The sequence below is a fragment of the Vibrio sp. 10N.286.45.E10 genome (assembly GCF_002874195.2).
Classification (GTDB): domain Bacteria; phylum Pseudomonadota; class Gammaproteobacteria; order Enterobacterales; family Vibrionaceae; genus Vibrio; species Vibrio crassostreae.
The window spans coordinates 1,083,200-1,108,232 of record NZ_MCWD02000001.1; the positions used below are offsets into that span (position 1 = coordinate 1,083,200).

Here is a 25,033-nt window from a genome sequence, read left to right on the forward strand (position 1 = left end):
TTTATTGTCTGTTAATCGATTGTTAATCGTCGTGCTGGTCACGTTAATTATTTAATTGCGTCTATATGATGAGCTCGAATTTATATAACAACAACGTCAGCTAGGAAGAATAATGAAAGCATATGTATTTGATGGAAAAGACAGCGCGAAATTGGAAGAACGTCCAATCCCTACAATTGAGAAGCAAAGCGATGTCATCGTAAGAATCGAGAAAACCACAATTTGTGGTACGGATTTACATATATTAAGAAATAACGTTGCGACATTTAAGCCAGGCACAATCATGGGCCATGAAGGGGTTGGTATAGTCGAAGAATGCGGTGAGTTGGTGAGTAAGTTTAAGCCAGGCGATCGCGTGATCGTGTCATGTATTACTTCATGTGGTAGCTGCAAAATGTGTCAAGTGTCTAAATTTGGTCAATGTTTAGATGGTGGCTGGCTACTTGGTAATGAAATTGATGGCTGCCAAGCGGAATACGTTCGAGTTCCTTATGGCGATACAAGTCTGCACCTTGTTCCTGATGACATCGATACAGACTCTCTGGTTCTATTGAGCGATATTTTCCCAACGGGTTACGAAGTGGGTGTATTGGATGGTCAGGTTCAGCCGGGTTGCTCTGTTGCCGTTATTGGTTGTGGTCCCGTTGGCCTTGCAGCTCTGATGACCTCTAAGTTCTTCACTCCAAGCGAAATCTATGCAATTGATACTAACCCTCATCGACTGCAAGTGGCTAAAGAGCTAGGTGCAACTCATGCGATCGATAACTCAGATGGCAGCGCCGTGCAGCAAATTCTCGACATGACAGATGATGTGGGTGTTGATGTGGTGATTGAAGCTATTGGCATTCCTGCTGGGTGGGATATGTCTCAGAAGTTGGTGTGCCCAGGAGGCAACATTGCAGTGCTTGGTGTTCACGGTAAATCTGCAACGATTAACCTAGAAGACATGTGGAAACGAAACTTCACTATGACAGCTGGCATGGTTCATACCAACACAACACCAATGTTAATCAAGCAAATTAGAGCGGGTTATTTGGAACCTCAAAAACTGATTAGTCACCAGTTCAATTTAACAGAGTCAGAAGAAGCTTATTCGACCTTTATCCATGCTTCAGACCACAAGTCGTTGAAAGTCATCATTTCTAACGATTGTTCATAAACAGCGAATTGTTGAGGTTAGCTTGATTAGTAAACCATTTAAAATACTAGTGATAGGTTTAATCGTGAACCTATCGATCGGTATCCTATATGTATGGGGCGTTTTCAGTGAACCTTTGGCTGAGGCGCTAGGTGTTGATCCTAAGGACGTAGATGGGCCTTACCAGACTTCCGTGTTCGCATTTTCGGTAAGTCTGTTTTTGGCTGGGGTATGGCAAGACAAAATAGGGCCAAGGAAGGTCACAATACTTGGTGTGTTTCTTGTCGGGGCGGGGCTTTTAGCGTCCGGTTATGCCTTAACATTAGCGGAATTGCAGGTTACCTTCGGGTGTATGGTCGGTGCTGGGATGGGCTTTGCCTATGCCTGTATTGGCCCATGTACCATGAAGTGGTGGCCAGAGAACAGAAAGGGGCTGGTTAGTGGTTTAACCGCTGGTGGGTTTGCGATGGCGGCACTGTATTTAGCTCCGTTATCGACCGTTCTCATCGAACACTATGGCATCTTAGATACGTTCAAGATCCTCGGTGTCGGTCTACTCTTCATGATCCCGATGGCCTCTCTGCTAGTGAACCCACCCAAAGGATATGTTTCAGAAGTTCCCGGAGGAAAGGCTGCGGAATATGGATCAGACATAAACATCCAGTGGCTAGATATGCTGAAAACACCACAATTTTACCAGATATGGTTAATGTTCATGGTGTCATCAGCAGCAGGTATCATGCTCATCGGTTCCATTGGCAACGTCAGTAAATCAATAGGCTTAACCGCTGAAGAAATTGCGTTAGGTATCATTTTATTAGCGATTTTTAATACCGCAGGGCGAGTCATTGGCGGCGTTGTATTCGACAGGATAGGGCGCGTTCATACACTAGGCTTAATATTCATGTTGCAAGCGGTCAATATGGTGTTTTTTACAACCATTGAAACCACGATTCCTCTAATGATCGGGATCTCCGCAGGCGCCATGTCTTATGGTGCGTTATTCGGTGTTTTCCCTCCAGTAACAGCGGTGGATTATGGTTTGAAGACGTACGGAACCAACTTTGGAATACTCTATTCAGCATGGGGTGTGTCAGGGTTCTTCGGAGGAATACTCGCCTCGGTAGCGGGGACGGCTGAAAACACCTATTTGGCTTACGCTGCGCTATTGGTTTCAATTACTGTAATGAATTACTTAATGAAACCCGTTGATAAGTCTGTTTTATTAAAAGACGAAGTTAATCTGGAATACTAAACACGAGACAAGTGAAGCTCTTATTGCTTTCAGAGTCTCTACCAATAACGTGTTTCTACCTAATGTTGGCTTGGGCAATCTAAGCCAACATTTTTTAATCGAATCACCAACTGCCTACCAATAATGAGCTTCAGTTTTTAGTGTAACAATTGAACACGTTAGTTTGCATTGCCCCTGTTTCAGCAAGCGCTTAGGCAGCTAATATTCCTTGCTTTGTGTTAACTCGTTCCTTTCCTTTATGCTACAATCGCGCGAGTTTATATAAGAGAAAGAATAGGACACGCTGTGACTTCGTCTCCGGAAAAAGCAGATAAAAATAACCATGTAGCGAATACCAATGCGACATCGGATTCTGCTGCTGATCAAGCTAATCAAAAAAAGCAAAACAACAAACAACAAGCACCTAAAGCTAGCGCATCTCAAAATAGCCCAGCCTCTCTTCGTAAGGCCTTAAATGAGTGCATGATGCGCGATCGCTTCCGTTTGAGTAAGCGAATTGCTGGTGCGAGTAAAATTAAGAACGAACAAGCTAAGCACGCTGTCTTTGATGAGATTGCGTTAGACATTGCTAAGTCAATGATGACGGCAACTCAGCGTGCTGCGCAAAAACCAACGATTGAATACCCAGAAATTCTCCCTGTTAGCCAAAAACGCGACGACATCGCGAAAGCCATTGCTGAAAACCAAGTGGTTATCGTGGCGGGTGAAACGGGTTCGGGTAAAACCACTCAGCTACCAAAAATCTGCTCTGAGCTTGGCCGTGGTCGCTTTGGCCTAATTGGTCACACTCAGCCTCGTCGTCTTGCTGCGCGTTCGGTTGCGAACCGTATTGCTGAAGAGATGGAAACGCAGCTAGGTGAGTTTGTTGGTTATAAGGTTCGATTCAACGACCAGATTTCTGACAACACACAGATCAAATTGATGACCGACGGTATTCTACTGGCGGAGATTCAACACGACCGTTTTTTAAACCAGTACGACACCATCATCATCGATGAAGCGCACGAACGTAGCCTGAACATCGATTTCATCATGGGTTACCTGAAAGAGTTGCTACCAAAGCGTCCTGATCTGAAAGTGATCATCACGTCGGCAACCATCGATCCAGAGCGTTTCTCTAAGCACTTCAATAATGCGCCAATCATTGAAGTGTCTGGCCGTACTTACCCAGTAGACACGCGTTACCGCCCGTTAGGTGGTGATGAAAGTGATTCAGATCGCGACCAAATTGAAGGCATCTTTGAAGCGGTTGATGAACTGTGTGATGAAGGGCTTGGCGATATCTTGATCTTCATGAACGGTGAGCGAGAGATTCGTGATACCGCAGATGCATTAAGTAAACGTAACCTACGTGATACTGAGATTGTTCCGCTATACGCTCGTCTGTCGGCGGGAGAGCAGAACCGAATCTTCCAGTCTCACACGGGACGACGCATTGTTCTGGCAACCAACGTGGCAGAAACCTCATTAACCGTTCCGGGCATCAAGTATGTTATCGACCCGGGTACGGCGCGTATTAGCCGTTACAGCTACCGCACCAAAGTACAGCGTCTGCCGATTGAGCCCGTGTCTCAAGCGAGTGCAAATCAGCGTAAAGGTCGTTGTGGTCGTGTTGCGGAAGGTATCTGTATTCGCTTGTATTCGGAGGAAGATTTCGAATCACGCCCAGAGTTTACTGACCCAGAGATCCTTCGTACTAACCTAGCATCGGTTATCCTTCAGATGACAGCGCTAGGCCTCGGCGACATTCAAGCGTTCCCATTTGTTGAAGCGCCCGATAAGCGCAACATTCAAGATGGTGTAAGGCTGCTTGAAGAGCTTGGTGCGATCGCGACTGTTGAACCGTCAGCCAACAAAAACAAGAACCAAGGCGATGACAAGAAGAAGCTCACCGCGATTGGCCGTAAGCTAGCAAAACTGCCTATCGATCCACGTTTAGCGCGTATGGTGATTGAAGCGCCACGTAACCGATGCCTACACGAAGTGATGGTGATTGCGTCTGCGTTGTCGATTCAAGATCCGCGTGAGCGCCCGTCAGACAAGCAACAATCGTCTGATGACAAGCACAAACGTTTCTTCGATAAAGAGTCTGATTTCATTACGTTTGTGAACCTATGGGATTACATCAAGCAGCAGCAAAAAGCGCTGTCGAGTAACCAGTTCCGCAAACAGTGTAAGCAGGATTACCTCAACTATTTACGTATTCGTGAATGGCAAGATGTGTACTTCCAAATTCACCAAGCGATGCGTGAACTGGATACTAAGTTGAATACAGAGCCGGGCAGCTATGATGGCATTCATATCTCGCTACTATCAGGCCTGCTTTCGCACATCGGTATGAAAGACCAAGAGAAGAATGAGTATCAAGGTGCACGTAACGCACGCTTCCATATCTTCCCTGCGTCTGGCCTATTTAAGAAACAGCCCAAGTGGATCATGTCTGCTGAGCTGGTGGAAACCTCAAAGCTTTGGGGCCGTGTTATCGCCAAGATTCAACCAGAATGGATTGAGCCACTAGCGAAACACCTGATTAAACGTAGCTATAGCGAACCGCACTGGTCGAAGAAACAAGCGGCAGTCATGGCACACGAAAAAGTGATGCTTTACGGAATCCCGATTGTTCCTAAACGCCTTGTGAACTACGGTGCAATTGATGCAACAGTCAGCCGTGAGTTGTTTGTACGTAGTGCATTAGTAGAAGGTGAGTGGGAAACCAAACACACCTTCTTCAAGCAAAACCGCAAGCTACTGCAAGAAGTGGAAGAGCTAGAGCATAAATCGCGTCGTCGTGACATCTTGATAGACGATGATGAACTGTTCGATTTCTATGACCAGCGTGTTGGCGAAGAGGCAGTTTCAGGCCGTCACTTCGATACATGGTGGAAGAAGACCAGCCAGAAAACCCCTGAGCTGCTGAACTTTGAAAAGTCGATGCTGTTCCGAGGTGATGCTAGCCACGTTACTGACTTGGATTACCCGAACTTCTGGCACCAAAACGGTATCAAGCTCAAGCTGAGTTACCAATTTGAGCCGGGCGACGATAACGATGGTGTAACGGTACACATTCCGCTGCCTATCTTGAACCAGATCGACCAGAACGGATTCGATTGGCAGATCCCAGGACTACGTCAGGAATTGGTGATTAGCCTAATCAAGTCATTACCTAAAACGCTACGCCGTAACTTTGTGCCTGCGCCAAACTACGCCGATGCGTTCTTGGCTCGTGTTACACCGTTAGAAGCCCCGCTGTTAGACTCTCTTGAGAAAGAGCTGCGCCGTATGACAGGTGTTGAAGTGGTCCGTGACGACTGGAAGTTAGACCAGATTCCGGAACACTTAAAGGTAACATTCCGTGCCGTAGATCATCGTAAGCGTAAGCTGAAAGAACAGAAAGATTTGCATGAACTGAAAGAGAGCCTGAAAGACAAGGTTCAAGAAACGCTTTCTAAAGTTGCGGATGACGATATCGAGCAGCAGAATCTGCACACGTGGAGCTTTGGTGAGTTACCAAAAGTCTACCAACAGAAGCGTGGCGGCTACGATGTTAAAGCCTTCCCTGCGCTGGTGGATACCAAAGACAGCGTAGAGATCAAACTGTTCGAAACTGAGCAAGAGCAGATCTCGGCAATGAAATCGGGTCAACGTCGTTTGATCTTATTGAACGTGCCATCGCCGATCAAATACTTGCACTCTAACTTGCCGAACAAATCGAAACTTGGCTTGTACTTCAACCCATACGGACAGGTACTTGATTTAATCGATGACTGTATCGCTTGTGGTATTGATAAGCTGATTGAAGAGAAGGGCGGTTTGGTTTGGGAACCAGAGCAGTTTGAAGCACTGAAAGAGCACGTACGTGCAGAGTTGGGTGATACGGTAGTTGAGATTGCTCAACAAGTTGAAACCATCTTAACCACGGCATTCAGCATCAGTAAGAAGCTAAAAGGCCGTGTCGATCTTTCTATGGCATTCGCACTTTCTGACATAAAAGCTCAAGTAGAAGGTTTGATTTTTAAGGGTTTTGCCACAGAATGTGGGTGGAAACGCCTGCCGGATATTCTACGCTATATGAGAGCGATTGAACGCCGCATGGAAAAACTGCCAATTGACCCGAATAAAGATCGTCTTCATATGATCAAAGTTGAGTCAGTAATGAATGATTACAAAGAACTGCTGAATAAAATTCCAAAAGGGATCGCGGTTCCAGAAAATGTAAAAGAGGTGCGTTGGATGATAGAAGAGCTTCGTGTAAGCTTCTTCGCACAGCAGCTCGGTACGCCTTACCCAGTATCAGATAAGCGTGTTAAAAACGCGATTGATGCTTGCTAAAGGAATAAAGCTAGACGCAATAGCAAGGTTTGGGTATAAATCTTGCTTATTGCATTACTAATTGAATAGTTATTACATACAGGGCGACTTGGTGGCAATTTATTACCACTCAAGGCCTGCCACTAGGACGAAAAAGGTCGAATATGAAAAAAACGTTATTGGCACTAGCACTACTAGGTGCATCTTCAACAGCAATGGCTGATTCTTGGTTGTACGGCGGTGTAATGGGTGGTCAAAACTCATTCGCTGGTGAAGATGAAAATGCGGTGGGCATCCACGTAGGTACAGGTATCCTTCCACTAATCGGTGTTGAAGCGGGTTACTGGGATCTAGGTTCTTTCGACAACGTTAGCTACGGCAACCGTGCTAAACAAGGTGTTGACGTAAGCACTGCTTACTTAGCGATCAAACCAAGCATCGACTTCGGTCCTCTTCACGTATACGCGAAGGGTGGTCTTCATTCTTACGAAGTGAAAGGCGATAACTTCAAGCAAGACGACGTTGATATCATGTACGCTGTAGGCGCTGAATACTTCATCTTCGGTCCACTATCTGTAGGCGCTAGCTACCAAAACTTCAAAATGAAAGATGACGACGCAGGCGTTTTCTCTCTAAACGCAACTATCCACCTACTTTAATTAATCGGTAAAACGATCGTTAATAACGGTCGGGTAGTGGTTAAAGGGTTCGTAAGAATTCATAAAAAATGCCAGCTTGATAGCTGGCATTTTTGTATCTGTTAACCGTGTAATCGCTACTCTGTTTTCTTACAACAGATAGCGGGCCGACGGTTACTTTTTACTGTTCAAAATACGCTGAATTCTAGGGTTAATCGCTTTGCCGTGTTGGCTTTCGTACTCTTCACGTTTTAAATCGTTCAGGTTCTTCACTGAATTAGCGGCAAGCAGGAATTGCGGTAACTCCGTTTCTAGCATGCCTTTCTCATCTAAACGTTTTGCTTCCAAGTAGTACTTCTTAAACAGGCCATCAAGCTTGTTTTCCGCAGTGCGCTTCAAGTCATACAGCTTGTTTTGAATCAGCCATTTCTCAATCTTGTTCACCGCTGTGCGCGACAACACACGGATACGGCTATCCAACAACTCTTCTTCCGTCAAAGAATCTTTCAGGATCCAAAGCTCACCCATTTGCGGCGGCCAACTGTTGCCAAGCTGAATGCGCTCATGACAGTGCATTAGCACTCGGTTTAGGCCGTCTGAATCAACAGAGTTAGCAAACTCAATGAACTTGCCACTTGGCTCGCTACCGTACTGATATTCCCACTGTGTTTCGTATACGCTCAAGAAAGAGCCGAACACATGGATACACCAATCGGTTAGTTCTAATTCTGCGGCATCCTGATCAACAACTGGCACTTGTTGAGACGCACCAGTGCTAGCAGCATTAGGTGTCGCTACTTCCGTACTCTGTGCTTCAATAACGTCAGGTACTGCGGGATCTTTAGGCAGCACTTCCGGAACAACAGGTGAAGCTGGCTCAGAAGGTTGGCTTTTTGCCTTTTTGAATGAGCTGCTGCCTGAAGCGTTCAGATGGGCTAAGCTTTTGTCGATACCCATTTCCTTGAGCTTGTCCTGCATTTCCTGAATATTGAGAGGTCTTCTGCTGTTGTTGTCTTTCATTTTGCTTCTCGTTAACTAGCCAGTACTGCAGCTTGGATTCAATCCGAGATAATGGCATTAATTCATTGGCTTTGGCTTTATACCAGAGGACAAATTTTTTCCATACTAAACTATGGTCACCGGTCAAACCGGAGAATTTAAACGCACGTTCCGCCCATGATGGTATCTCTTCTTCGTTGAGATCATGAGTAGAGACGGTGTTGCTGTTCATTGAGCCTCTGCCTTGTGGGCGAGGGGCATGTTGCATGTGTTGCATTGGCGCCGGAGCAGGCTGAAACTTAGGTGCAGGTGCAGGTGCAGGTGCAGGTGCAGGTGCAGGTGCAGGTGCAGGTGCAGGTGCAGGTGCAGGTGCAGGTGCAGTAGAGTAGACCGGAATACTATTGGCCGGTTGAGCCTCAACGTGTGCTGCAGCTTGCTCTTGCTCAATGAGCATTTTGAAAACGTGAATCTCTTTTTGATCTCGATAATCTACTTTCACCTTATCGAGAAAACCTTGGTCGACTAAACACTTAAGACAGTCGGCTAAACCAAACGTAGAGAGAGCACAAAGTTGACCTGCTGTCTGTAGGCACACATTGGTGTAGCCGAATTCGTCAGCACCGTCTGCAAGCATCAATAAAACTAGCTTTTCTGCTGGGCTAGAAGTATTCACTTGCCAAGCTAAATAAGAATATTTGGCGCTCAATATCGTGTTCTCAAAAAAGGTAAGTCGTTGTCACTATTGTAAGTCACCCCTTACCGAATTTATAGCAACTTAACAGAAAACGGCATTAGTAAGCCAAATATTGACCATAAGGAGACGTCTGCCCTAAAAAGTAAGCCTACAGTCATTCATTCTTGTGGTTAGCGCTAGGAATCATTGGGCATGAATGCGCATAGCAGCTTAAAGTGACGACATTCTTTGTTAGGTTAAGAATGACCAATTCACTTTCGCAATCTGTAGGTCAAAATACGGGTCTTCTCTTAAGGTCGACTATTGATGATTGTCTTATCGACTCCCAATCCACCTATCCATTCAAATTCTGAATTTGATTTATAAAACACCTTGATATGATCAATATTTGCGCTATTATGACGATAAGTCAGAAATGACGAAGAGTCACAAAATGGTTAACTACATGAATTTACTATTCGTGTTAATATATTGGATAGGAGCGTTTTAAATACTGGCGAAGCTTAGGTAATGGCTAAGCTCATATACGGACTGAGAAATTATGTTTGGCTTTGGTTGTAAAGGCGATAAACAAGGTATCTTTGGTTGCAAAGGCGTGTTGTCTAAAAAGCAGCAGTCTATTGCAGACCGAGAAGTAGAGTTGATGTTGTTAGCAAAAGATCTGGTTCGAGAACAAGGGTTCGGGAACCTCACGATGGACAGGCTAACGGCAGCAAGTTCTTATTCTAAAGGTACGATATACAATCACTTTTGCAGCAAAGAAGACGTGGTTTTAGCCTTGTGTATTCACTCTTTAAAGACCGAGGCATTGATGTTTTCTCGTTCTGGAGAGTTTGAAGGCAACACACGCGAAAAGATAGTCGCACTGCACGTTGCTTACCGAATCTATGCGCGCATGGAACCGGTATTATCAACCTGTGCGATCATGGCAAAAAGCCCGTGGGTACTGGAGAAAGCGTCTAGTGCACGCGTAGCCGAGATGAATGAACTGGAAGAGCTGGTGATTGAACAAGCCGACACTATGGTTAATCAAGCCGTAGAAGAAGGTGACCTTAAGTTCTCTTCTGGTGTGGGTTCTGATGCCATCGTGTTTGCTAACTGGTCAATCGCATTTGGTTCAAATGCCTTGTCACAGAACGCATCAAACAGTCACTGTATTAAGCGGTTACAAGACCCGTATTCAGTATTACACAACGCGAACATGCTACTAGACGGCCTCAATTGGCAGCCCCTTTCTACCGATTGGGACTACCGTAAAACTTGGCGTCGTGTAGAACAAGAACTGTTCAGTGAAGAGATCGCTTACTTAGAATCTGTAGGTCGATAGCTTCCATTAAGCCCACACTTGTGGGTTTATTAATAACCATTTTTGACGATTCGTCACAACTTGAGATTAACCGACTGTGGTTGCTGTTTTCTTGAGTGTTTGACTAAGAATTGTGTCTTTTGTCAGCTTCGGCTGGCTTTTTATGACACAAATATGACGAATCGTCACAAATGGAGACTGTGATGAAACATGACAGCCAGAAGCCCGCTTTCGATCAGCAAAATCGAGATAACCCTAATGCCGATAGCGTAAACGCAGATCTAAATAACAGTTGGCACTCAATACCTACCAAACGTTCGTTTATCGTTCTGCTGGTGGTGTTTTCAATCATCATTCTCTCTGCATTAGGGGCTAAGAACCTCTATTTTAGAGGGGACTACAACATATTCTTCGAAGGCACCAACAAACAGTTGATGGCGTTCGATGAAATCCAAACCACCTTTGCAAAAACCGACAACCTTGCGATTGTTGTCGCCCCTGAAGATGGCAATGTCTTCACTCCTGAAACCCTCACATTAATTCAAAACCTCACGGTTGACGCGTGGCAGATCCCGTACTCAAGCCGTGTGGATTCTCTTGCAAATTATCAGCACACCGAAGCCATTGAAGATGACCTCTTGGTAGAAGACTTGCTGTATGAAGAGTACGAACACACACCAGAGCGCATCGCCAAAGTAAAACAGATCGCCCTCAACGAACCATTGCTCAAGAATGCTTTGGTGTCGGCGTCGGGCGATGTGACCATTGTTAACGTCACAGTGCAACTGCCAGAAATAGATAAAACAGCAGAAGTGCAAGAGGTGATTGCGGCGATTAATGCCATGATCGGCAAGTACCAAGCTCAGTATCCGAATGTGGAATTCCATAAAGCGGGCATCATCGCCATGAACAACGCGTTTATGACTTCGGCTCAACAAGACAGCTCAACGCTCGTACCGTTAATGCTGCTAGTGGTACTGGTGTTCCTGACCATTATGCTGCGCTCGTTCTTTAGTGTAGTTGCGACGCTTATTGTGATCATCTCTTCGATTGTCGCCACCATGGGTTTGTCTGGCTGGGCAGGGATGTTCCTCAGTACCGCCACGGTTAACGTTCCAACCTTAGTGTTAACTTTGGCGGTTGCCGATTGTGTTCACGTCATTGTGACCATGAGACAAGCGATGCAACGCGGGATGGAGAAAGCACAAGCCATTCAATACAGCATTAAGCTCAATGCTATGCCAATTCTGATCACCTCAGTCACTACTGCGATTGGTTTCTTGATGATGAACATGTCGGATTCACCAGTGCTGCGTGATTTCGGTAACTTATCGGCACTAGGCGTACTTATCGCGTGCTTCCTCTCTGTGACTATGCTGCCTGCTCTGCTAAAACTGCTGCCTGTGAAACGCCTACCTGCTAACCCTGAGGCGGCAAACAAAGTCACCTTCATGGATAAGCTGGGCGATTTTGTCGTAACCAACCGTAAAGCACTGCTGCCGATTTCAACTCTTGTGATTGTGGGTGCCGCCGCGTTAATCCCACTCAACAAAGTTAATGACGAATCGGTGAAGTATTTCGATACCTCAAGTGAATTCAGACAAGCAGCGGACTTCATGGAACAGACCGTAAGCGGCATGACGACCCTTAGCATCGCAGTGAAAACCAATGAATCTCAAGCGATTGCCGATCCTGTGTTTTTGCAAGCGATTGGTGACTTTACCGATTGGCTACGCGTACAACCAGAAACCGATCACGTGGCAACGCTTTCTGATGTTTACATGCGCTTGAACAAGAACATGCACGGTGACGACGAAAGCTACTACAAGCTACCGCTTAACCGTGAACTTGCCGCGCAGTACCTACTGCTGTACGAGATGTCTCTGCCTTATGGCTTGGACTTGAACAACCAAATCAACGTCGATAAGTCATCGATCAAGATGGTACTCACGGTCGACAACCTTGGCAGCGTTGAGCTAGTGGAACTCGAAGAGCGCATTTACTCATGGTTTGCGGCAAATGCGCCTCAGTATGAAGTAGTCGCATCGAGCCCATCACTGATGTTTGCTCACATTGGCGAAACCAACATGGCAAGCATGCTATCGACTCTACCTATCACCTTAGTGCTTATCTCAGGCTTGATGATCTTTGCGTTGCGCTCAGTTCGCTTAGGCATGATCAGCCTAGTGCCAAACATTGCGCCTGCGATCATTGGCTTTGGTTTATGGGCGCTTATCTCAGGTGAAATCAACCTTGGTTTGTCAGTCGTGGTGACGCTCACGTTGGGTATCGTTGTTGATGATGCGGTGCACTTCTTAAGTAAATACCAACGCGCCAGAATCGAAGGGAAATCAGCAGAAGAAGCGGTTCGATATGCCTTCCACACCGTTGGACGCGCCTTGTGGATCACCACGGTTGTACTGGTGGCTGGCTTCTCTGTACTGGCGATGTCGAGCTTCAGACTCAACTCCGACATGGGCTTGCTCAGCGCGATTGTGATTTTCATTGCGCTGGTGGTCGACTTCATCTTGCTACCGAGCTTACTGATGATCTTCGACAAACAGACCCACTATGCAGATAAACCTCAGCACGAATCGCAACCGTCTAAAACAGAGCCATCTAAAACAGCACAGCCTAACTCGACAGCCGAACTGACTACATCGACCAAATAAGGAAATGTCAGCCTGCTGCGGTGGGCTGACTCAAGGAGATATTTATGAAAAGCGTTAAACAATCATTCGTTACTACATTATTCAGTATGGGCGCGGTATTAGCTTTCCCTGCATTAGCCGACCCTGCGAAAGGCCTAGAGATTGCTGAGCAACGCAAAGCCGTTGATATGGGGTGGGGCGATTCTGTCGCGACCATGGAAATGCTACTTCGCAATAAACAGGGCGAAAGCAGCACACGCCTAATGCGATTGAAATCTTTGGAAGTCGATGACGATGGCGACAAAGGCTTAACCATTTTTGATGAGCCACGTGATGTAAAAGGTACGGCTTTCCTAAACCATTCACACATCACCAAATCCGATGACCAGTGGCTGTATCTGCCTGCATTGAAACGCGTGAAGCGTATCTCTTCACGCAATAAATCGGGCCCGTTTATGGGCAGTGAATTTGCTTACGAAGACTTGAGCTCGTTTGAGCTAGAAAAGTACACCTTTAACTACATTGAAGACGCCAAAATCGAAGGTGTCGATACCTTTGTTTTAGAACAAGTACCGACCGACAAAAACTCTGGCTACACCATGCAAAAAGTATGGCTAGACCAACAATACTATCGCCCCGTTCAAGTGGAATTTTACGATCGTAAAGGTGCATTGCTGAAAACATTGTCGTTCCAAGACTACAAACAATACCTAAACCAATACTGGCGCGCACACACCATGTCGATGCAAAACCACCAAACAGGCAAAAGTACGGTATTAACTACGACAGATTTAGCCTTCCAGACCGGTCTTAAAGACAAGGATTTCCAAAAGAACACACTAAAACGTGCAAAATAAGGCAGGAATATGAAAAGGATTGTGGCAACAGGAACCCAGTTATCCTTAACTTTGGCAGCGACCGTCGGGCTTATGCAGGTGTCGTTGCCTTGTGTGGCGGCAGGCTTTAGCTCTGAATTCGTAGAACAGGTTACCCCGGAGCTCGCAGGGCAGGTTAACCTTGAACACAGGCAGTTCTTTAGTGATGGCTTACAGGGGCAAGACAAAGGGCAAAGCTCACTGGTGTTGCAGCCAGAGTTCTACTGGGAGCAACAAGAGGGCAACGGCAGCTTTACCTTCACGCCCTTTTATCGCCTAGACAGCGAAGACGATGAGCGAACCCATGGCGACATTCGTGAAGCTCTGTATCTAACCTATTGGGATGATTACGAACTGCGAGCGGGTGTTGGCAAAGTGTTCTGGGGCGTGACCGAATCGGCGCATTTAGTAGATGTGGTAAACCAAACCGATGCCATTGAATCGGTCGATGGTGAATCCAAGCTAGGTCAGCCAATGGTGCACTTCACCTCGATAAAAGAGTGGGGCACCATTGACGCCATGTTACTGCCGTATTTTCGTGAGCGTACCTTTGCGGGCGAAGATGGACGCTTAAGACCAACGGTGCCAGTATCGGATGATGCGCTTTACGAATCCTCACGAGAAGAAAAGCACGTTGATGTGGCGCTGCGCTATAGCCAAATGTACGGCGATTGGGATGTCGGCTTAAGCTATTTAGGCGGAACAAACCGCGACCCTTATTACCGTGTTGAAGGTAATGAACTCAAGCCGTATTACGCGCAAATGCAGCACTTCGGATTGGATGTGCAAGGCATTATTGGCGATTGGTTGTGGAAGCTGGAAAGCATTTATCGCGATAGCTACGACAACCACACAGGCGTCGCGACAGGCTTTGAATACACATGGGTTGGGGCGCTTGAATCGTATTGGGACATCGGCTTCATTGCTGAATACCTGTATGACAGCCGAGGTAACAACGCTCAAACCATCGGTCAAAACGATGTGTTCCTTGGTGCCCGTTTCGCCTTGAACGATGAAGACGGCACCGAAGTGCTTACAGGCATCACTCAAGACTTAGATAACAGCGATGTCTACAGTGCAAAGCTCGAAGCCTCAAGCCGCATCAATAACAACCTCAAGTGGCGACTCAACGCTTGGTTGTTTGAGAACGAAACTCCAGAAGACTTGTTGTTCTTCGCTCGTAAGGATGATTTTGTTGAGATGGCGTTGGAATATTATTTCTAGTGTTAGCTTCGTGAGGCGCTCTTGTTAAAAGGGGCGTCTCAAATTTAAGATGAGTTATATTTAGAGTGTTCAATATCTTCTTTTTATAAAATGGATCAAACAATCTAATAGACCCACAGGTAAGATGGTTATATTTTTTCGAATATCTATAACCTCCGAATATGCATGTAAATCGTGCTGGTGGTATCGGCCTTAAGGGATTTATGAATTCATTTAATTGGGATAAAAACTTTGAAACAGGCATTGGTGTTGTAGATGAACAGCATCAATATCTTGTTGGTTTTATCAACCACTACGGAAACCTGTTGTCAGAGAATACTATCTCTATTGACGACATTAACGTCGCTTTACTCGATCTCACACGCTATGCCGAATTTCACTTTAAAGAGGAAGAATCTTTGATGAGGGATTGCGGTGTGTATGAGTTACACATTGAAGAGCACATCAAAGTGCATCGTGTATTCATGCGAGATATCTACAGTATGCAAGCCTTCATCTTGGAAGAAGATCAGTCGTCAGCACGGCAGTTACTGGATTTCTTGATCCATTGGCTTGCTTATCACATCCTTGGCATTGATCAAAACATGGCGCGACAAATGGCCGCAATAGAAGAGGGCGCAACACCCCTAGAAGCCTTTGAGGCAGAAGAAAAGCAGCGAGACTCTTCGACTGTGCCTTTGTTGGCGGCTCTTAAAGGCTTATTTGAACAAGTCTCTGAACGCAATAAGCAGTTGTTACGCTTCAACCAGTTACTCGAAGATAAAGTTGAGGAACGCACGGCTGAATTAAAAAGAGCGAACAAGAGACTTGAAGAGCTGTCATTAACCGACTCTCTCACTAATTTGCATAACCGTCGTAGTGCTTTTAAACAGTTAGCGCTGCATTGGCAAGACTCTAAAGAACTTGGCATGCCTTTAGTGTGCATTATGATTGATGCCGACCACTTCAAGCGCATTAATGACACTAGCGGTCATGATGCAGGCGACTTGGTGCTAAAAAACCTCTCGCGTGAACTGAAAAACACGTTCCGTAATGATGATATTGTTTGCCGGTTAGGTGGCGATGAGTTCTTGGTTATCTGCCCAGACACCGACCTTAAAGGTGGGATGTACATAGCGGAAACCGCTCGACAGAAAGTGTCTGAATTAGAGGTTGAAACCAGTAATCAAGTTTGGATTGGCAGCATTAGTGTTGGTGTCGCTGAAATAACCGAAGAATTCGGCTCAATGAACGATTTGATTAAAGCCGCCGATGAGTCCGTCTATTTAGCGAAAAACGCGGGGAAGAACAGCGTTTGTTCGATTCAGATTTAGCGTTCAGGTCATTTCCAAATTAAGGAGTGGAACCTGTAATTGTTCCACTTCTTCCTACTCCTCATTAATATCCTGTTAAATTTGCCGTGTTTTTAGTCAATAACTTGCTCTTTTAGCGATTCAATTTGGCATTGGTTGCGTGTTTGATTACTATGTGTAGCTATCTAAAAAAACTAATCATCCGATACGGACACTACCAACTGGTAGATGAGGAAATGATGCAACATCTAGAAGAGATCATTGCTAATGCAACGACTGCTATTGATACAGCAGATTCGTTAGTCGCACTTGATGAAGTGCGAGTTCAGTATTTAGGTAAGAAGGGTGAACTAACTCTTCAACTACAAAGCCTAGGTAAACTTCCACCTGAAGAGCGTCGCACTGCTGGTCAAGAGATCAACAAAGCGAAAGGTGCTGTTCAACAGGCGATCGCAGCTCGCAAAGACGCACTACAACGTGCAGAGCTTGAAGCGAAACTAGCTGAAGAAACTATCGATGTGAGCCTACCAGGTCGTCGCATTGAGAACGGTGGTCTTCACCCAGTAACTCGCACAGTTGAGCGTATCGAACAGTTCTTTGGTGAGCTTGGCTTTAGCACTGAGTCTGGCCCTGAGATCGAAGATGCATTCCACAACTTTGATGCACTAAACATCGCAGACGATCACCCAGCTCGTACTGATCATGATACTTTCTTCTTCAACCCTGATCTAATGCTACGTACGCACACTTCTGGTGTTCAAATCCGTACGATGGAAAACGGCAAACCGCCTTTCCGCTTCATTGCTCCGGGTCGTGTTTACCGTAACGACTACGATCAAACTCACACGCCAATGTTCCACCAAGTGGAAGGTATGTTAGTTGATGAGAACGTAAACTTCGCACAACTTAAAGGCATTCTTAACGATTTCCTTTGTAACTTCTTTGAAGAAGAAGTTGAAGTGCGTTTCCGTCCTTCATTCTTCCCGTTCACAGAGCCTTCAGCTGAAGTTGACGTGAAACGTAAAGATGGCAAATGGCTAGAAGTTCTAGGTTGTGGCATGGTTCACCCTAACGTACTTCGCTCTGTTGGCATCGACCCTGAGAAATACTCTGGTTTTGCATTCGGTATGGGTGTAGAGCGTCTAACGATGCTTCGTTACGGCGTAAATGACCTTCGTGCGTTCTTCGAGAACGACCTTCGTTTCCTTAAACAATTCAAGTAATCCGGGGCAGTCAAAACTATGAAATTCAGTGAATCTTGGCTACGCGAGTGGGTTAAACCTGCAATTAACAGCGAAGAGCTAGCTCACCAAATCACTATGGCTGGTTTGGAAGTTGACGATGTAGAACCTGTTGCTGGTGAATTCACCGGCGTTAAAGTAGGTAAAGTGGTTGAGTGCGGTCAGCACCCAGACGCAGACAAACTACAAGTTACAAAAATTGATATCGGCGAAGAAGAGCTGCTAGATATCGTTTGTGGTGCATCTAACTGTCGTCTTGGCCTAACTGTAGCAGTAGCAACAGTTGGCGCAGTACTTCCTGGTGACTTCAAAATCAAGAAAGCAAAACTACGTGGCGTTCCATCGCACGGCATGCTTTGTTCTTTCTCTGAGCTAGGTATCGACGTAGAGTCTGACGGCATCCTTGAGCTGCCAGAAGGCACAACGCTAGGTATGGACGTACGTGAGCTTCTTGAGCTTAACGACGTAACTATCGACGTAGACCTAACAGCAAACCGCGCAGACTGCTTCAGCATCCGTGGCCTTGCTCGTGAAGTTGGCGTACTAAACCGCGCAGACGTTACAGAGCCAACAGTTGAAGCTGTTGCAACAAGCATTGAAGACACAGTATCTGTTGAAATCAAAGCTACTGATGCTTGTCCACGTTACCTTGGCCGTGTGGTTAAGAACGTAAACGTGAAAGCGGAATCTCCAATCTGGATGCAAGAAAAACTGCGCCGTTGTGGTATCCGTTCAATCGACCCAGTTGTAGACATCACAAACTACGTGATGCTAGAGCAAGGCCAACCAATGCACGCATTTGATCTTGCTAAGATCGAAGGCGGTATCGTGGTTCGTCTAGCAGAGCAGGGCGAAAAGCTAACACTTCTAGATGGCAACGAAGCTGAACTAAACAGCAACACACTTGTTATCGCTGACCACAACAAAGCACTAGCAATTGCTGGTATCTTTGGCGGTCAAGATTCAGGTGTGACTACTGAAACAACAGACGTACTTCTTGAAGCTGCATTCTTCGCACCGGATCACATCCGTGGTCGCGCACGTGCTTACGGCCTTCACACTGATTCTTCTCTACGTTTCGAACGTGGTGTTGATTCAACACTTCAAGCAGCAGCAATGGAGCGTGCAACACAGCTTCTAGTTGAAATCTGTGGTGGTGAAGTTGCGCCAGTAAACGGCAGCGAATCTGAAGCTGATCTTCCTAAAGCAAACGTAGTTGCTCTACGTCGCGCTAAGCTAGACAGCCTACTAGGTCACGAAATCCCATCTACAGACGTAGTGGAAATTCTTACTCGCCTAGGTTGTGAAGTAGCTGTTGTTGAAGATACAGAAAACACTGATGCTGGTTGGACGGCAACGTCTCCATCTTGGCGTTTTGATATCGCAATCGAGCAAGACCTAATTGAAGAAGTTGGTCGTATCTACGGTTACGATAACATTCCAAACCAAGCGCCTAAAGCGGCACTTAAAATGAATGACCACAAAGAAGCTAACCAACCGCTTAAGCGCGTTCGTGACCTTCTTGTAGACCGTGGTTACCACGAAGCAATCACATACAGCTTCGTAGAACCAGAACAACAAAAGCTTGTTGTACCTGGTGTTGAGCCGCTAATCCTGCCATTCCCAATCTCTGCGGACATGTCAGCAATGCGTCTTGGCCTAATCCAAGGTCTTCTAAACACAGTTGTTCACAACCAGAAGCGTCAACAGTCTCGCGTTCGTCTATTCGAATCAGGCCTACGTTTCATCCCTGAAGCAACAGCTGAAAACGGCATGCGCCAAGAAATGATGCTTGCGGGCGTTATCTCTGGTACTCGTGGCGAAGAGCATTGGGACATGGCAACGAACACTGTAGATTTCTTCGATCTTAAAGGTGACCTAGAAGCAGTTCTTGAGCTTTCTGCGAACGAAATCGCATACAGCTTCAAATCTCTTTCTTCAGAAGCAAAAGAGCGCAACCCAGCACTTCACCCAGGTCAATCGGCTACGATTATGGCTAACGGCAAAGAAGTGGGTATCATTGGTACTGTTCACCCAGAACTAGAGCGTAAGTTTGGTCTTAACGGCCGCACTATCGTATTCGAAATCGAATGGGCAGCTATCAACACTCGCGTGCTTCCAGAAGCAGTAGCTGTATCTAAGTTCCCTGCAAACCGTCGTGATATCGCAGTAGTTGTTGACGAAGCAGTCGCTTCTGGCGACATCGTTGAAGCGTGTATCGCTGCTGGTGGCGAATTCCTAACAGGCGCTAAACTGTTCGACGTATACGTTGGTCAAGGCGTTGAAGAAGGTAAGAAGAGCCTAGCAATCGCACTTAGCCTACAGTCTGTAGAGCGCACACTTGAAGATGCAGACATCGCTGGTTCAGTAGATGCTATCGTAGCTTCAATTTCAGAGAAATTCGGCGCAGCACTTCGCGACTAATCTCCTCTGATAGATAGAAAACCAAAGGCCTCGCATTGCGAGGCCTTTTTGTTTTCGAGTTCTTAATATATCTGGATTTTTTATCTTAATTTCTTTGTTAAATAATCAATAGCGGCACCATAAAAGGGGATATAACTATTTCTTCTATTTTTACTCGATATCTTGGCAAGAAGAAGCTCTATTTTAGCTTTAGATCTTCTATCTCCAGATAAACTGGCTAGCTGTTTTTTAATGTTATCTAATGCAGCACTTCTATTATCTACCATTGTACTTAAATTTAGGTTTAAATTTTTATTAATATGCTCATTAAAATCTAAATCGGTTGAAGATATTTTTCCTGATCTTGAATAAATGATTTTATCATTAATCTTGTGTGACGGATTAGAAGGAGAAAATTTTATTATCTTGTTGGCTTTTTTGGTATCACAAGTATGAACATCTTCTTTATTACCTGGTTTTGTATTTCCTTCACAACATCCGAGTAGGTTTTTATAATTTAATGTCGATGTTTTGTTATCATCTGCCGATTGGGGATACCAGTGTTCAACCTTCATAGAATCAAACTTAATTCTCTGCATACAATATGCACAAGTATTGCCTTGTTCATCTAACAACTGATTTTTTATATCTTCTTTAGCTTTAGATGGTAAGTTAGCATAACTAGCATCATCACCTGAACGGTGCTCAGCCAGAGAATCAGGCTCTCTATCTTTTTTAATAAAGTACATCTTACCTAGTCCCAACCATTAAGATCAATATCAATTTTAGCCGATACTAACTCTGGAAGTGTTCCGTTCACTTCTTTTTCAAGAGCTTCAATTTCATCACTTGCATCATCAAACTTTTCATCATCAATTAATTTATTTATATAATTGATTTTTTCTTCAACATCCTTATTTCTTGTTATATTGGTTTCATCTCCAATTGGCGTCATTATGTACTTTAAAATTTGATTACTTGTTAAACCATAAGATTGAGTAGGATTACTATAAGAGATGTTATTATCATCATCGCTTTCTAAAATAATTACTTGAGCAGGTTTAACCTCCCCAAGCATCTGAGGGGAATGAGTAGTAATGATAAACTGACAGTTCTTAAATGCTTTCGGTAAACCTGAAATTAAAGTTCTCTGCCATGCCGGGTGAATATGCATATCGTATTCGTCAATCAAAATAATACCACTTCCGTCAAGAGGGTTATCTAATGAAGGATTTAATATTATTAATCTTCTTGCTATATCCACAACTAAAGCTAGCAATGACTTTTCACCTTGAGATAACTGAAGAACGTTCAACTTTTCAGAATTTTTTTCAACTGTAATACCTAAATATGGTTCCACTTGTATTTCGAGGTTACCGTAACCTTCCATAAAGTAACCAATTACTTCATTAATTAATTTCTTAATTCTTTCCACATCAAGTAGGATCGCTTCATCAGTATCATTGTTGTCTGCTTTGTCTGCTTTTTCTTTGTTAATCAAACTTTCCAGAAGCGCCCTAGCAGTCTCATCGTGTTCTGCTATCAATTCCAATTTTGCTTTAAAATCAGCGTCTTTATTTAATTCTGATTTTTTATTTTTTCTACGACTAGAAATATCATCTAATCTTTTATACCAACGGAAAAATGATTGAAAATCAGCCTTGCCGTTTAATGAATTATGATAACCCTCAAATTTATCTAATTCAGATATATCTGATGTTTCATCATATGCACCCACATCTTTGCGAGATACTGCATTCGAACGGTCTACGGTGTAATAAGCCAAAAGAGGAAAGTTAAACTTATTATAAATTTCATTAGATTTTTTATAGAAACTACCTATTTTTGTTACATCTGCAATGATGTTATTTTTTTTAGCCCCAGAACCTTTAACTGGTATTGCTAGTTCCATATCAAATGACACAGATTTATTTAACTTAAACTTAGAGACAATTGATGAATATGCTGCATTAACACCTAATTTAACATCAAGATTATCGATTAGATCTCCATTGCCACCATTTTTAGTAATTCGATTATGCAACCAGCTCATACTCATAGCAATGGAGTCTAAAATTGTCGTTTTACCAGCGCCATTATTACCAATAATAACGGTCAGGTTTTCATTTGGTAGATTTAACTTAAAGTCACCAAAGGCTCTGAAGTTATCAAGAGTAACTTCGTTTATTCTGATATTTTGGTCGATAAATAAGTTAAATGCAATTTTCTCATACCGTTGGTATTCTTTTTCATTAGCTTCAATAAACTTACCATCAGAATAGTAATTAATGAGTTTAAGAGCTGAATCAAAGTCCCCAGATTTTGCACTTCGTATGTCTCTTTGCAATTCTGATTTTTTCTTACTACTTGTCATTTTCAACCCTTAATTTCAATATTGTATTAATTACTTCAAACCCATACTTGTTGCTCATTTTTACCCTAAAATCGGGTTCAACATGTATAGCAAATGAAAGTAAACCTTGTAAATATACGGTATCATCTATATCTATACTTCCAATGGTGTACTTATGAATTAGTGTCGAGATCAGTCTTTTTCTTTCCCTACCAACAGATAATTTATTATTATTTGTAATTGTTATTCCAGTCACATGTCGATTATGTGCTTTTGAAGAAAATACAGTTTTAATGTTATTAACTGTAATTTTATTTGAATAATGGACACTAAGAATATCTTTTACAACTCTTGTTACTTGAAATAAATGATTTTTCTTATTTGTCGAGAAAGTAATGTCATCGGCATATCGACTATAATTTATTTCATTTTGACTACAGTAGTCTGACATCAGAGTGTCAAATTTATACATCACAAAATTAGAGACTAGCGGTGACGTTGGAGCTCCAACACTCAGAACTAAGTTTTGGCTTCCTCGGATAGTCTTAGTCTTATTCCAAAATAATAGACTTTCTAATAGCTTTAACTCTGCAGATGACACTTTAATCCCATTTTCATCACAAGCTAAAGCTAATAAATCAACAGTTATACTATTAAAAAAATCACTAAAGTCCATTTTTAATAAATATTTAGTGCCAAGATGCATACGCGCATTATCTTTAATGCCTACACCTTTTTTGTATGCAAATGAGTTCGAATGAGAAACAAAAAAATCAGACAAAAATGCAACTAAAAATTTTTGCTTTTCTTTGAGTGATTTTGATGGGTGTGCGATTACACGATAACCTGAACTTCGCTTAGGTATCGTATAGACTTTATATTTTTTTGGGGCAGTCTTGGCAAAAGTAGTTAATCTGGCTCTAGTGATACCAAAATCTTCTTCAAAGGCTCTATATAACCGTATAGTCAAACTAAATTCCTATAACGAATTTAAAGCATAAAGCACGATTAGTTTTACACTAATCGTGCTTTAAATCCTTTACTTAAGGCAGCGGTGTAGATTTTATCCGCGACCGAGAAACGAGGAACTCGTTGAGCGAACGCGGATAAAATTTACACCGCAATCGCAGAACTCCCCAATAAATTAGAGTCTGGCTTATCGCCCGACTAGACTGAATGTCTAAACACTAAAGGATAGTTTTATTCTACGTCAGCTTTTAACCCCCATCAACCTAAAGATGGTGATGATGCTGATACAACAGGTGGGTATGTAAGGCAAGATCATTATAAATTTGAACTTTTCCTAATTTAAGGGATCAGATCTGGTAACTATTATCCATTTAGAGTCTTTTCCATGTCTGATTCGTTTCTAGAGCATTTCGAAAACATCGTTGACCCTCGCATTGAACGATGTAAAAAACACCAACTCTTAGATATTCTTTTACTTGCTATTAGTGCGGTGATTTCTGGCGCGGAGGGCTGGGAGGACATCGAAGATTTCGGCCATAATCGTTTAGATTGGCTTCGTAAATACCGTCCATTCCTCAATGGCATCCCTCGTCACGATACAATTGCAAGAGTTATCACCAAACTCAGAGCAGATGAGATTGAGCAAGCGTTTCAGTCGTGGATGAAGACGCTAGTTCAAACGACAGGCACTGATATCATTGCCGTAGATGGCAAAACAGCACGCCACTCTTTCGATACTCGCGGAAGAAAAAATCCGCTTCATTCGGTGAGTGCGTGGAGTTGCTCCAACCAACTTGTTTTAGGTCAGGCCGCCGTTGACGATAAAAGCAATGAAATAACCGCTATTCCTAAATTGTTAACCTTACTTGATATAGAGAACTGCATCATCACACTCGATGCGATGGGTTGTCAGCGCAAGATTGCCAAACAAATAGTTCAAAGCAAAGCGGACTATGTCTTGGCCCTAAAAGGGAATCACTCAACGATGCAGGCAGAGCTAGAAGCTTGGTGGCATAAGGCGTGTCGAGAGCAATTCACCGAGAAGAACTATGCTCAACACACGGATGTAGACGCAGGACATGGTCGAATCGAGACGCGACACTGTGAGCACCTTGTGGTTGATAAAGAATGGCTGACTAAACAATATCAGTGGGAGGGACTTAGAAGCATTATTAAAATCACTTCTGAGGTCGAGCACTCCATAACATGCAAGGTTAGCAAAGAGACTCGTTGGTATATCAGTTCACTGGAATTAGATGCAGAACAAGCACTTAAAGCTGTCCGTGGTCATTGGCAAGTAGAGAGTATGCACTGGATGTTAGACATGACCTTCAGAGAAGATGAATGCCGAATTAGAAAAGGAAATGGTGCGTTGGCTTTTAATGCGTTAAGGAAAATAGCCCTCAACTTGTTTAAGTTTGATACAACCCAAAAGATGAGTATGGCTCGAAAGAAAAAGAATGCAGCACTGAATGATGAATACCGCTCAGTGCTTTTAGAGTCTGCGGTTAAAATGCGCTAGCCTTAGGATAGATGTTGAAAGCGTATTAATAATAACCAACAAAAGTCTAGAAAGTGTGTTATTGTGGTTTTTCTCCCTACCGCTTAGTAGGGACTTCTTTTCTTTTCCGAACTCGCATCTCGGCACTCCTTAGTTGCCCTCCTAAGCCTCACCGCAGGCTTTAAT

The 25,033-nt window shown here is 43.9% G+C and carries 17 protein-coding genes; 12 read left to right on the plus strand and 5 right to left on the minus strand.

Annotated elements, in window-relative coordinates:
- Positions 1–112 precede the first annotated feature (112 nt).
- The 4 genes from BCU34_RS04775 (at position 113) to BCU34_RS04790 (ending at position 7,360) form a co-directional block, all read left to right on the plus strand.
- Positions 113–1,159, plus strand: coding sequence for an alcohol dehydrogenase catalytic domain-containing protein (locus tag BCU34_RS04775; protein WP_008222112.1), 1,047 nt, complete (start codon positions 113–115; stop codon positions 1,157–1,159).
- Between the two features lie 22 nt (positions 1,160–1,181).
- Positions 1,182–2,393, plus strand: coding sequence for an OFA family MFS transporter (locus BCU34_RS04780; RefSeq protein WP_108145180.1), 1,212 nt, complete (start codon positions 1,182–1,184; stop codon positions 2,391–2,393).
- Between the two features lie 285 nt (positions 2,394–2,678).
- Complete coding sequence (gene hrpA, locus BCU34_RS04785) at positions 2,679–6,722, plus strand: ATP-dependent RNA helicase HrpA (protein ID WP_102432456.1); 4,044 nt, start codon at positions 2,679–2,681, stop codon at positions 6,720–6,722.
- Between the two features lie 143 nt (positions 6,723–6,865).
- Positions 6,866–7,360 (plus strand): outer membrane beta-barrel protein, encoded by a 495-nt coding sequence (locus tag BCU34_RS04790; RefSeq protein ID WP_017107497.1) that lies wholly within the window; start codon positions 6,866–6,868, stop codon positions 7,358–7,360.
- A 153-nt stretch (positions 7,361–7,513) separates the two neighbouring features.
- On the opposite strand, the gene BCU34_RS04795 is transcribed toward BCU34_RS04790, so the two are convergent.
- Both BCU34_RS04795 and BCU34_RS04800 read right to left on the minus strand, forming a co-directional pair.
- On the minus strand, positions 7,514–8,296 hold the full coding sequence (locus BCU34_RS04795) for a hypothetical protein (protein WP_102478626.1): 783 nt from the start codon (positions 8,294–8,296) through the stop codon (positions 7,514–7,516).
- On the minus strand, positions 8,217–9,044 hold the full coding sequence (locus tag BCU34_RS04800) for a hypothetical protein (protein WP_108145181.1): 828 nt from the start codon (positions 9,042–9,044) through the stop codon (positions 8,217–8,219). Before BCU34_RS04800 ends, BCU34_RS04795 begins: the two co-directional genes overlap by 80 nt.
- Positions 9,045–9,573: 529 nt before the next feature.
- Here BCU34_RS04800 and BCU34_RS04805 point away from each other — a divergent pair.
- From BCU34_RS04805 to pheT, 7 genes are all read left to right on the plus strand, one after another.
- Positions 9,574–10,359: a TetR/AcrR family transcriptional regulator gene (locus tag BCU34_RS04805; protein WP_102479421.1), complete on the plus strand. Its 786-nt coding sequence runs from the start codon at positions 9,574–9,576 to the stop codon at positions 10,357–10,359.
- Between the two features lie 170 nt (positions 10,360–10,529).
- Positions 10,530–13,010, plus strand: coding sequence for an efflux RND transporter permease subunit (locus BCU34_RS04810; RefSeq protein WP_240698039.1), 2,481 nt, complete (start codon positions 10,530–10,532; stop codon positions 13,008–13,010).
- A gap of 44 nt (positions 13,011–13,054) precedes the next feature.
- Entirely contained in the window at positions 13,055–13,846 is a 792-nt protein-coding gene (locus BCU34_RS04815; RefSeq protein ID WP_102479425.1) for an outer membrane lipoprotein-sorting protein, read from the plus strand.
- A gap of 9 nt (positions 13,847–13,855) precedes the next feature.
- On the plus strand, positions 13,856–15,088 hold the full coding sequence (locus BCU34_RS04820; RefSeq protein WP_102479426.1) for a hypothetical protein: 1,233 nt from the start codon (positions 13,856–13,858) through the stop codon (positions 15,086–15,088).
- A 203-nt stretch (positions 15,089–15,291) separates the two neighbouring features.
- The gene (locus BCU34_RS04825) at positions 15,292–16,401 is read left to right on the plus strand and encodes a GGDEF domain-containing protein (protein ID WP_102479429.1); all 1,110 of its coding nucleotides are present in this window, start codon (positions 15,292–15,294) and stop codon (positions 16,399–16,401) included.
- A 218-nt stretch (positions 16,402–16,619) separates the two neighbouring features.
- Complete coding sequence (gene pheS / locus BCU34_RS04830; protein WP_004734764.1) at positions 16,620–17,603, plus strand: phenylalanine--tRNA ligase subunit alpha; 984 nt, start codon at positions 16,620–16,622, stop codon at positions 17,601–17,603.
- A gap of 18 nt (positions 17,604–17,621) precedes the next feature.
- A complete protein-coding gene (gene pheT, locus BCU34_RS04835; RefSeq protein WP_102479430.1) occupies positions 17,622–20,045 on the plus strand; it encodes a phenylalanine--tRNA ligase subunit beta in 2,424 nt (807 codons plus the stop codon).
- An 80-nt stretch (positions 20,046–20,125) separates the two neighbouring features.
- Here pheT and BCU34_RS04840 read toward each other — a convergent pair whose 3' ends face one another.
- Genes BCU34_RS04840 through BCU34_RS04850 form a run of 3 tightly spaced genes read right to left on the minus strand, consistent with a single transcriptional unit; the run spans position 20,126 to position 23,347 of the window.
- Positions 20,126–20,773: a retron system putative HNH endonuclease gene (locus tag BCU34_RS04840; RefSeq protein WP_102503410.1), complete on the minus strand. Its 648-nt coding sequence runs from the start codon at positions 20,771–20,773 to the stop codon at positions 20,126–20,128.
- 5 nt (positions 20,774–20,778) lie between these two features.
- Positions 20,779–22,398: an AAA family ATPase gene (locus BCU34_RS04845; protein WP_108145182.1), complete on the minus strand. Its 1,620-nt coding sequence runs from the start codon at positions 22,396–22,398 to the stop codon at positions 20,779–20,781.
- Complete coding sequence (locus tag BCU34_RS04850; RefSeq protein ID WP_108145183.1) at positions 22,388–23,347, minus strand: retron St85 family RNA-directed DNA polymerase; 960 nt, start codon at positions 23,345–23,347, stop codon at positions 22,388–22,390. The genes BCU34_RS04845 and BCU34_RS04850 overlap by 11 nt, the downstream gene beginning before the upstream one ends.
- A 384-nt stretch (positions 23,348–23,731) precedes the next feature.
- Here BCU34_RS04850 and BCU34_RS04855 point away from each other — a divergent pair, with 384 nt between their 5' ends.
- Positions 23,732–24,868, plus strand: a complete 1,137-nt coding sequence (locus BCU34_RS04855; RefSeq protein ID WP_108145270.1) for an ISAs1 family transposase — start codon at positions 23,732–23,734, stop codon at positions 24,866–24,868.
- Positions 24,869–25,033: the final 165 nt, after the last annotated feature.

Excerpts from the sequence above, each read along its gene's own strand:
- BCU34_RS04820 (WP_102479426.1), top strand. The coding sequence starts at position 13,856 with ATGAAAAGGATTGTGGCAACAGGAACCCAGTTATCCTTAACTTTGGCA.
- BCU34_RS04825 (WP_102479429.1), top strand. The coding sequence starts at position 15,292 with ATGAATTCATTTAATTGGGATAAAAACTTTGAAACAGGCATTGGTGTT.
- pheT (WP_102479430.1), top strand. The coding sequence starts at position 17,622 with ATGAAATTCAGTGAATCTTGGCTACGCGAGTGGGTTAAACCTGCAATT.
- BCU34_RS04790 (WP_017107497.1), top strand. The coding sequence starts at position 6,866 with ATGAAAAAAACGTTATTGGCACTAGCACTACTAGGTGCATCTTCAACA.
- BCU34_RS04840 (WP_102503410.1), bottom strand. The coding sequence starts at position 20,773 with ATGTACTTTATTAAAAAAGATAGAGAGCCTGATTCTCTGGCTGAGCAC.
- pheS (WP_004734764.1), top strand. The coding sequence starts at position 16,620 with ATGCAACATCTAGAAGAGATCATTGCTAATGCAACGACTGCTATTGAT.
- BCU34_RS04815 (WP_102479425.1), top strand. The coding sequence starts at position 13,055 with ATGAAAAGCGTTAAACAATCATTCGTTACTACATTATTCAGTATGGGC.
- BCU34_RS04795 (WP_102478626.1), bottom strand. The coding sequence starts at position 8,296 with ATGGGTATCGACAAAAGCTTAGCCCATCTGAACGCTTCAGGCAGCAGC.
- BCU34_RS04845 (WP_108145182.1), bottom strand. The coding sequence starts at position 22,398 with ATGACAAGTAGTAAGAAAAAATCAGAATTGCAAAGAGACATACGAAGT.
- BCU34_RS04805 (WP_102479421.1), top strand. The coding sequence starts at position 9,574 with ATGTTTGGCTTTGGTTGTAAAGGCGATAAACAAGGTATCTTTGGTTGC.
- BCU34_RS04855 (WP_108145270.1), top strand. The coding sequence starts at position 23,732 with ATGTCTGATTCGTTTCTAGAGCATTTCGAAAACATCGTTGACCCTCGC.
- BCU34_RS04810 (WP_240698039.1), top strand. The coding sequence starts at position 10,530 with ATGGAGACTGTGATGAAACATGACAGCCAGAAGCCCGCTTTCGATCAG.
- BCU34_RS04775 (WP_008222112.1), top strand. The coding sequence starts at position 113 with ATGAAAGCATATGTATTTGATGGAAAAGACAGCGCGAAATTGGAAGAA.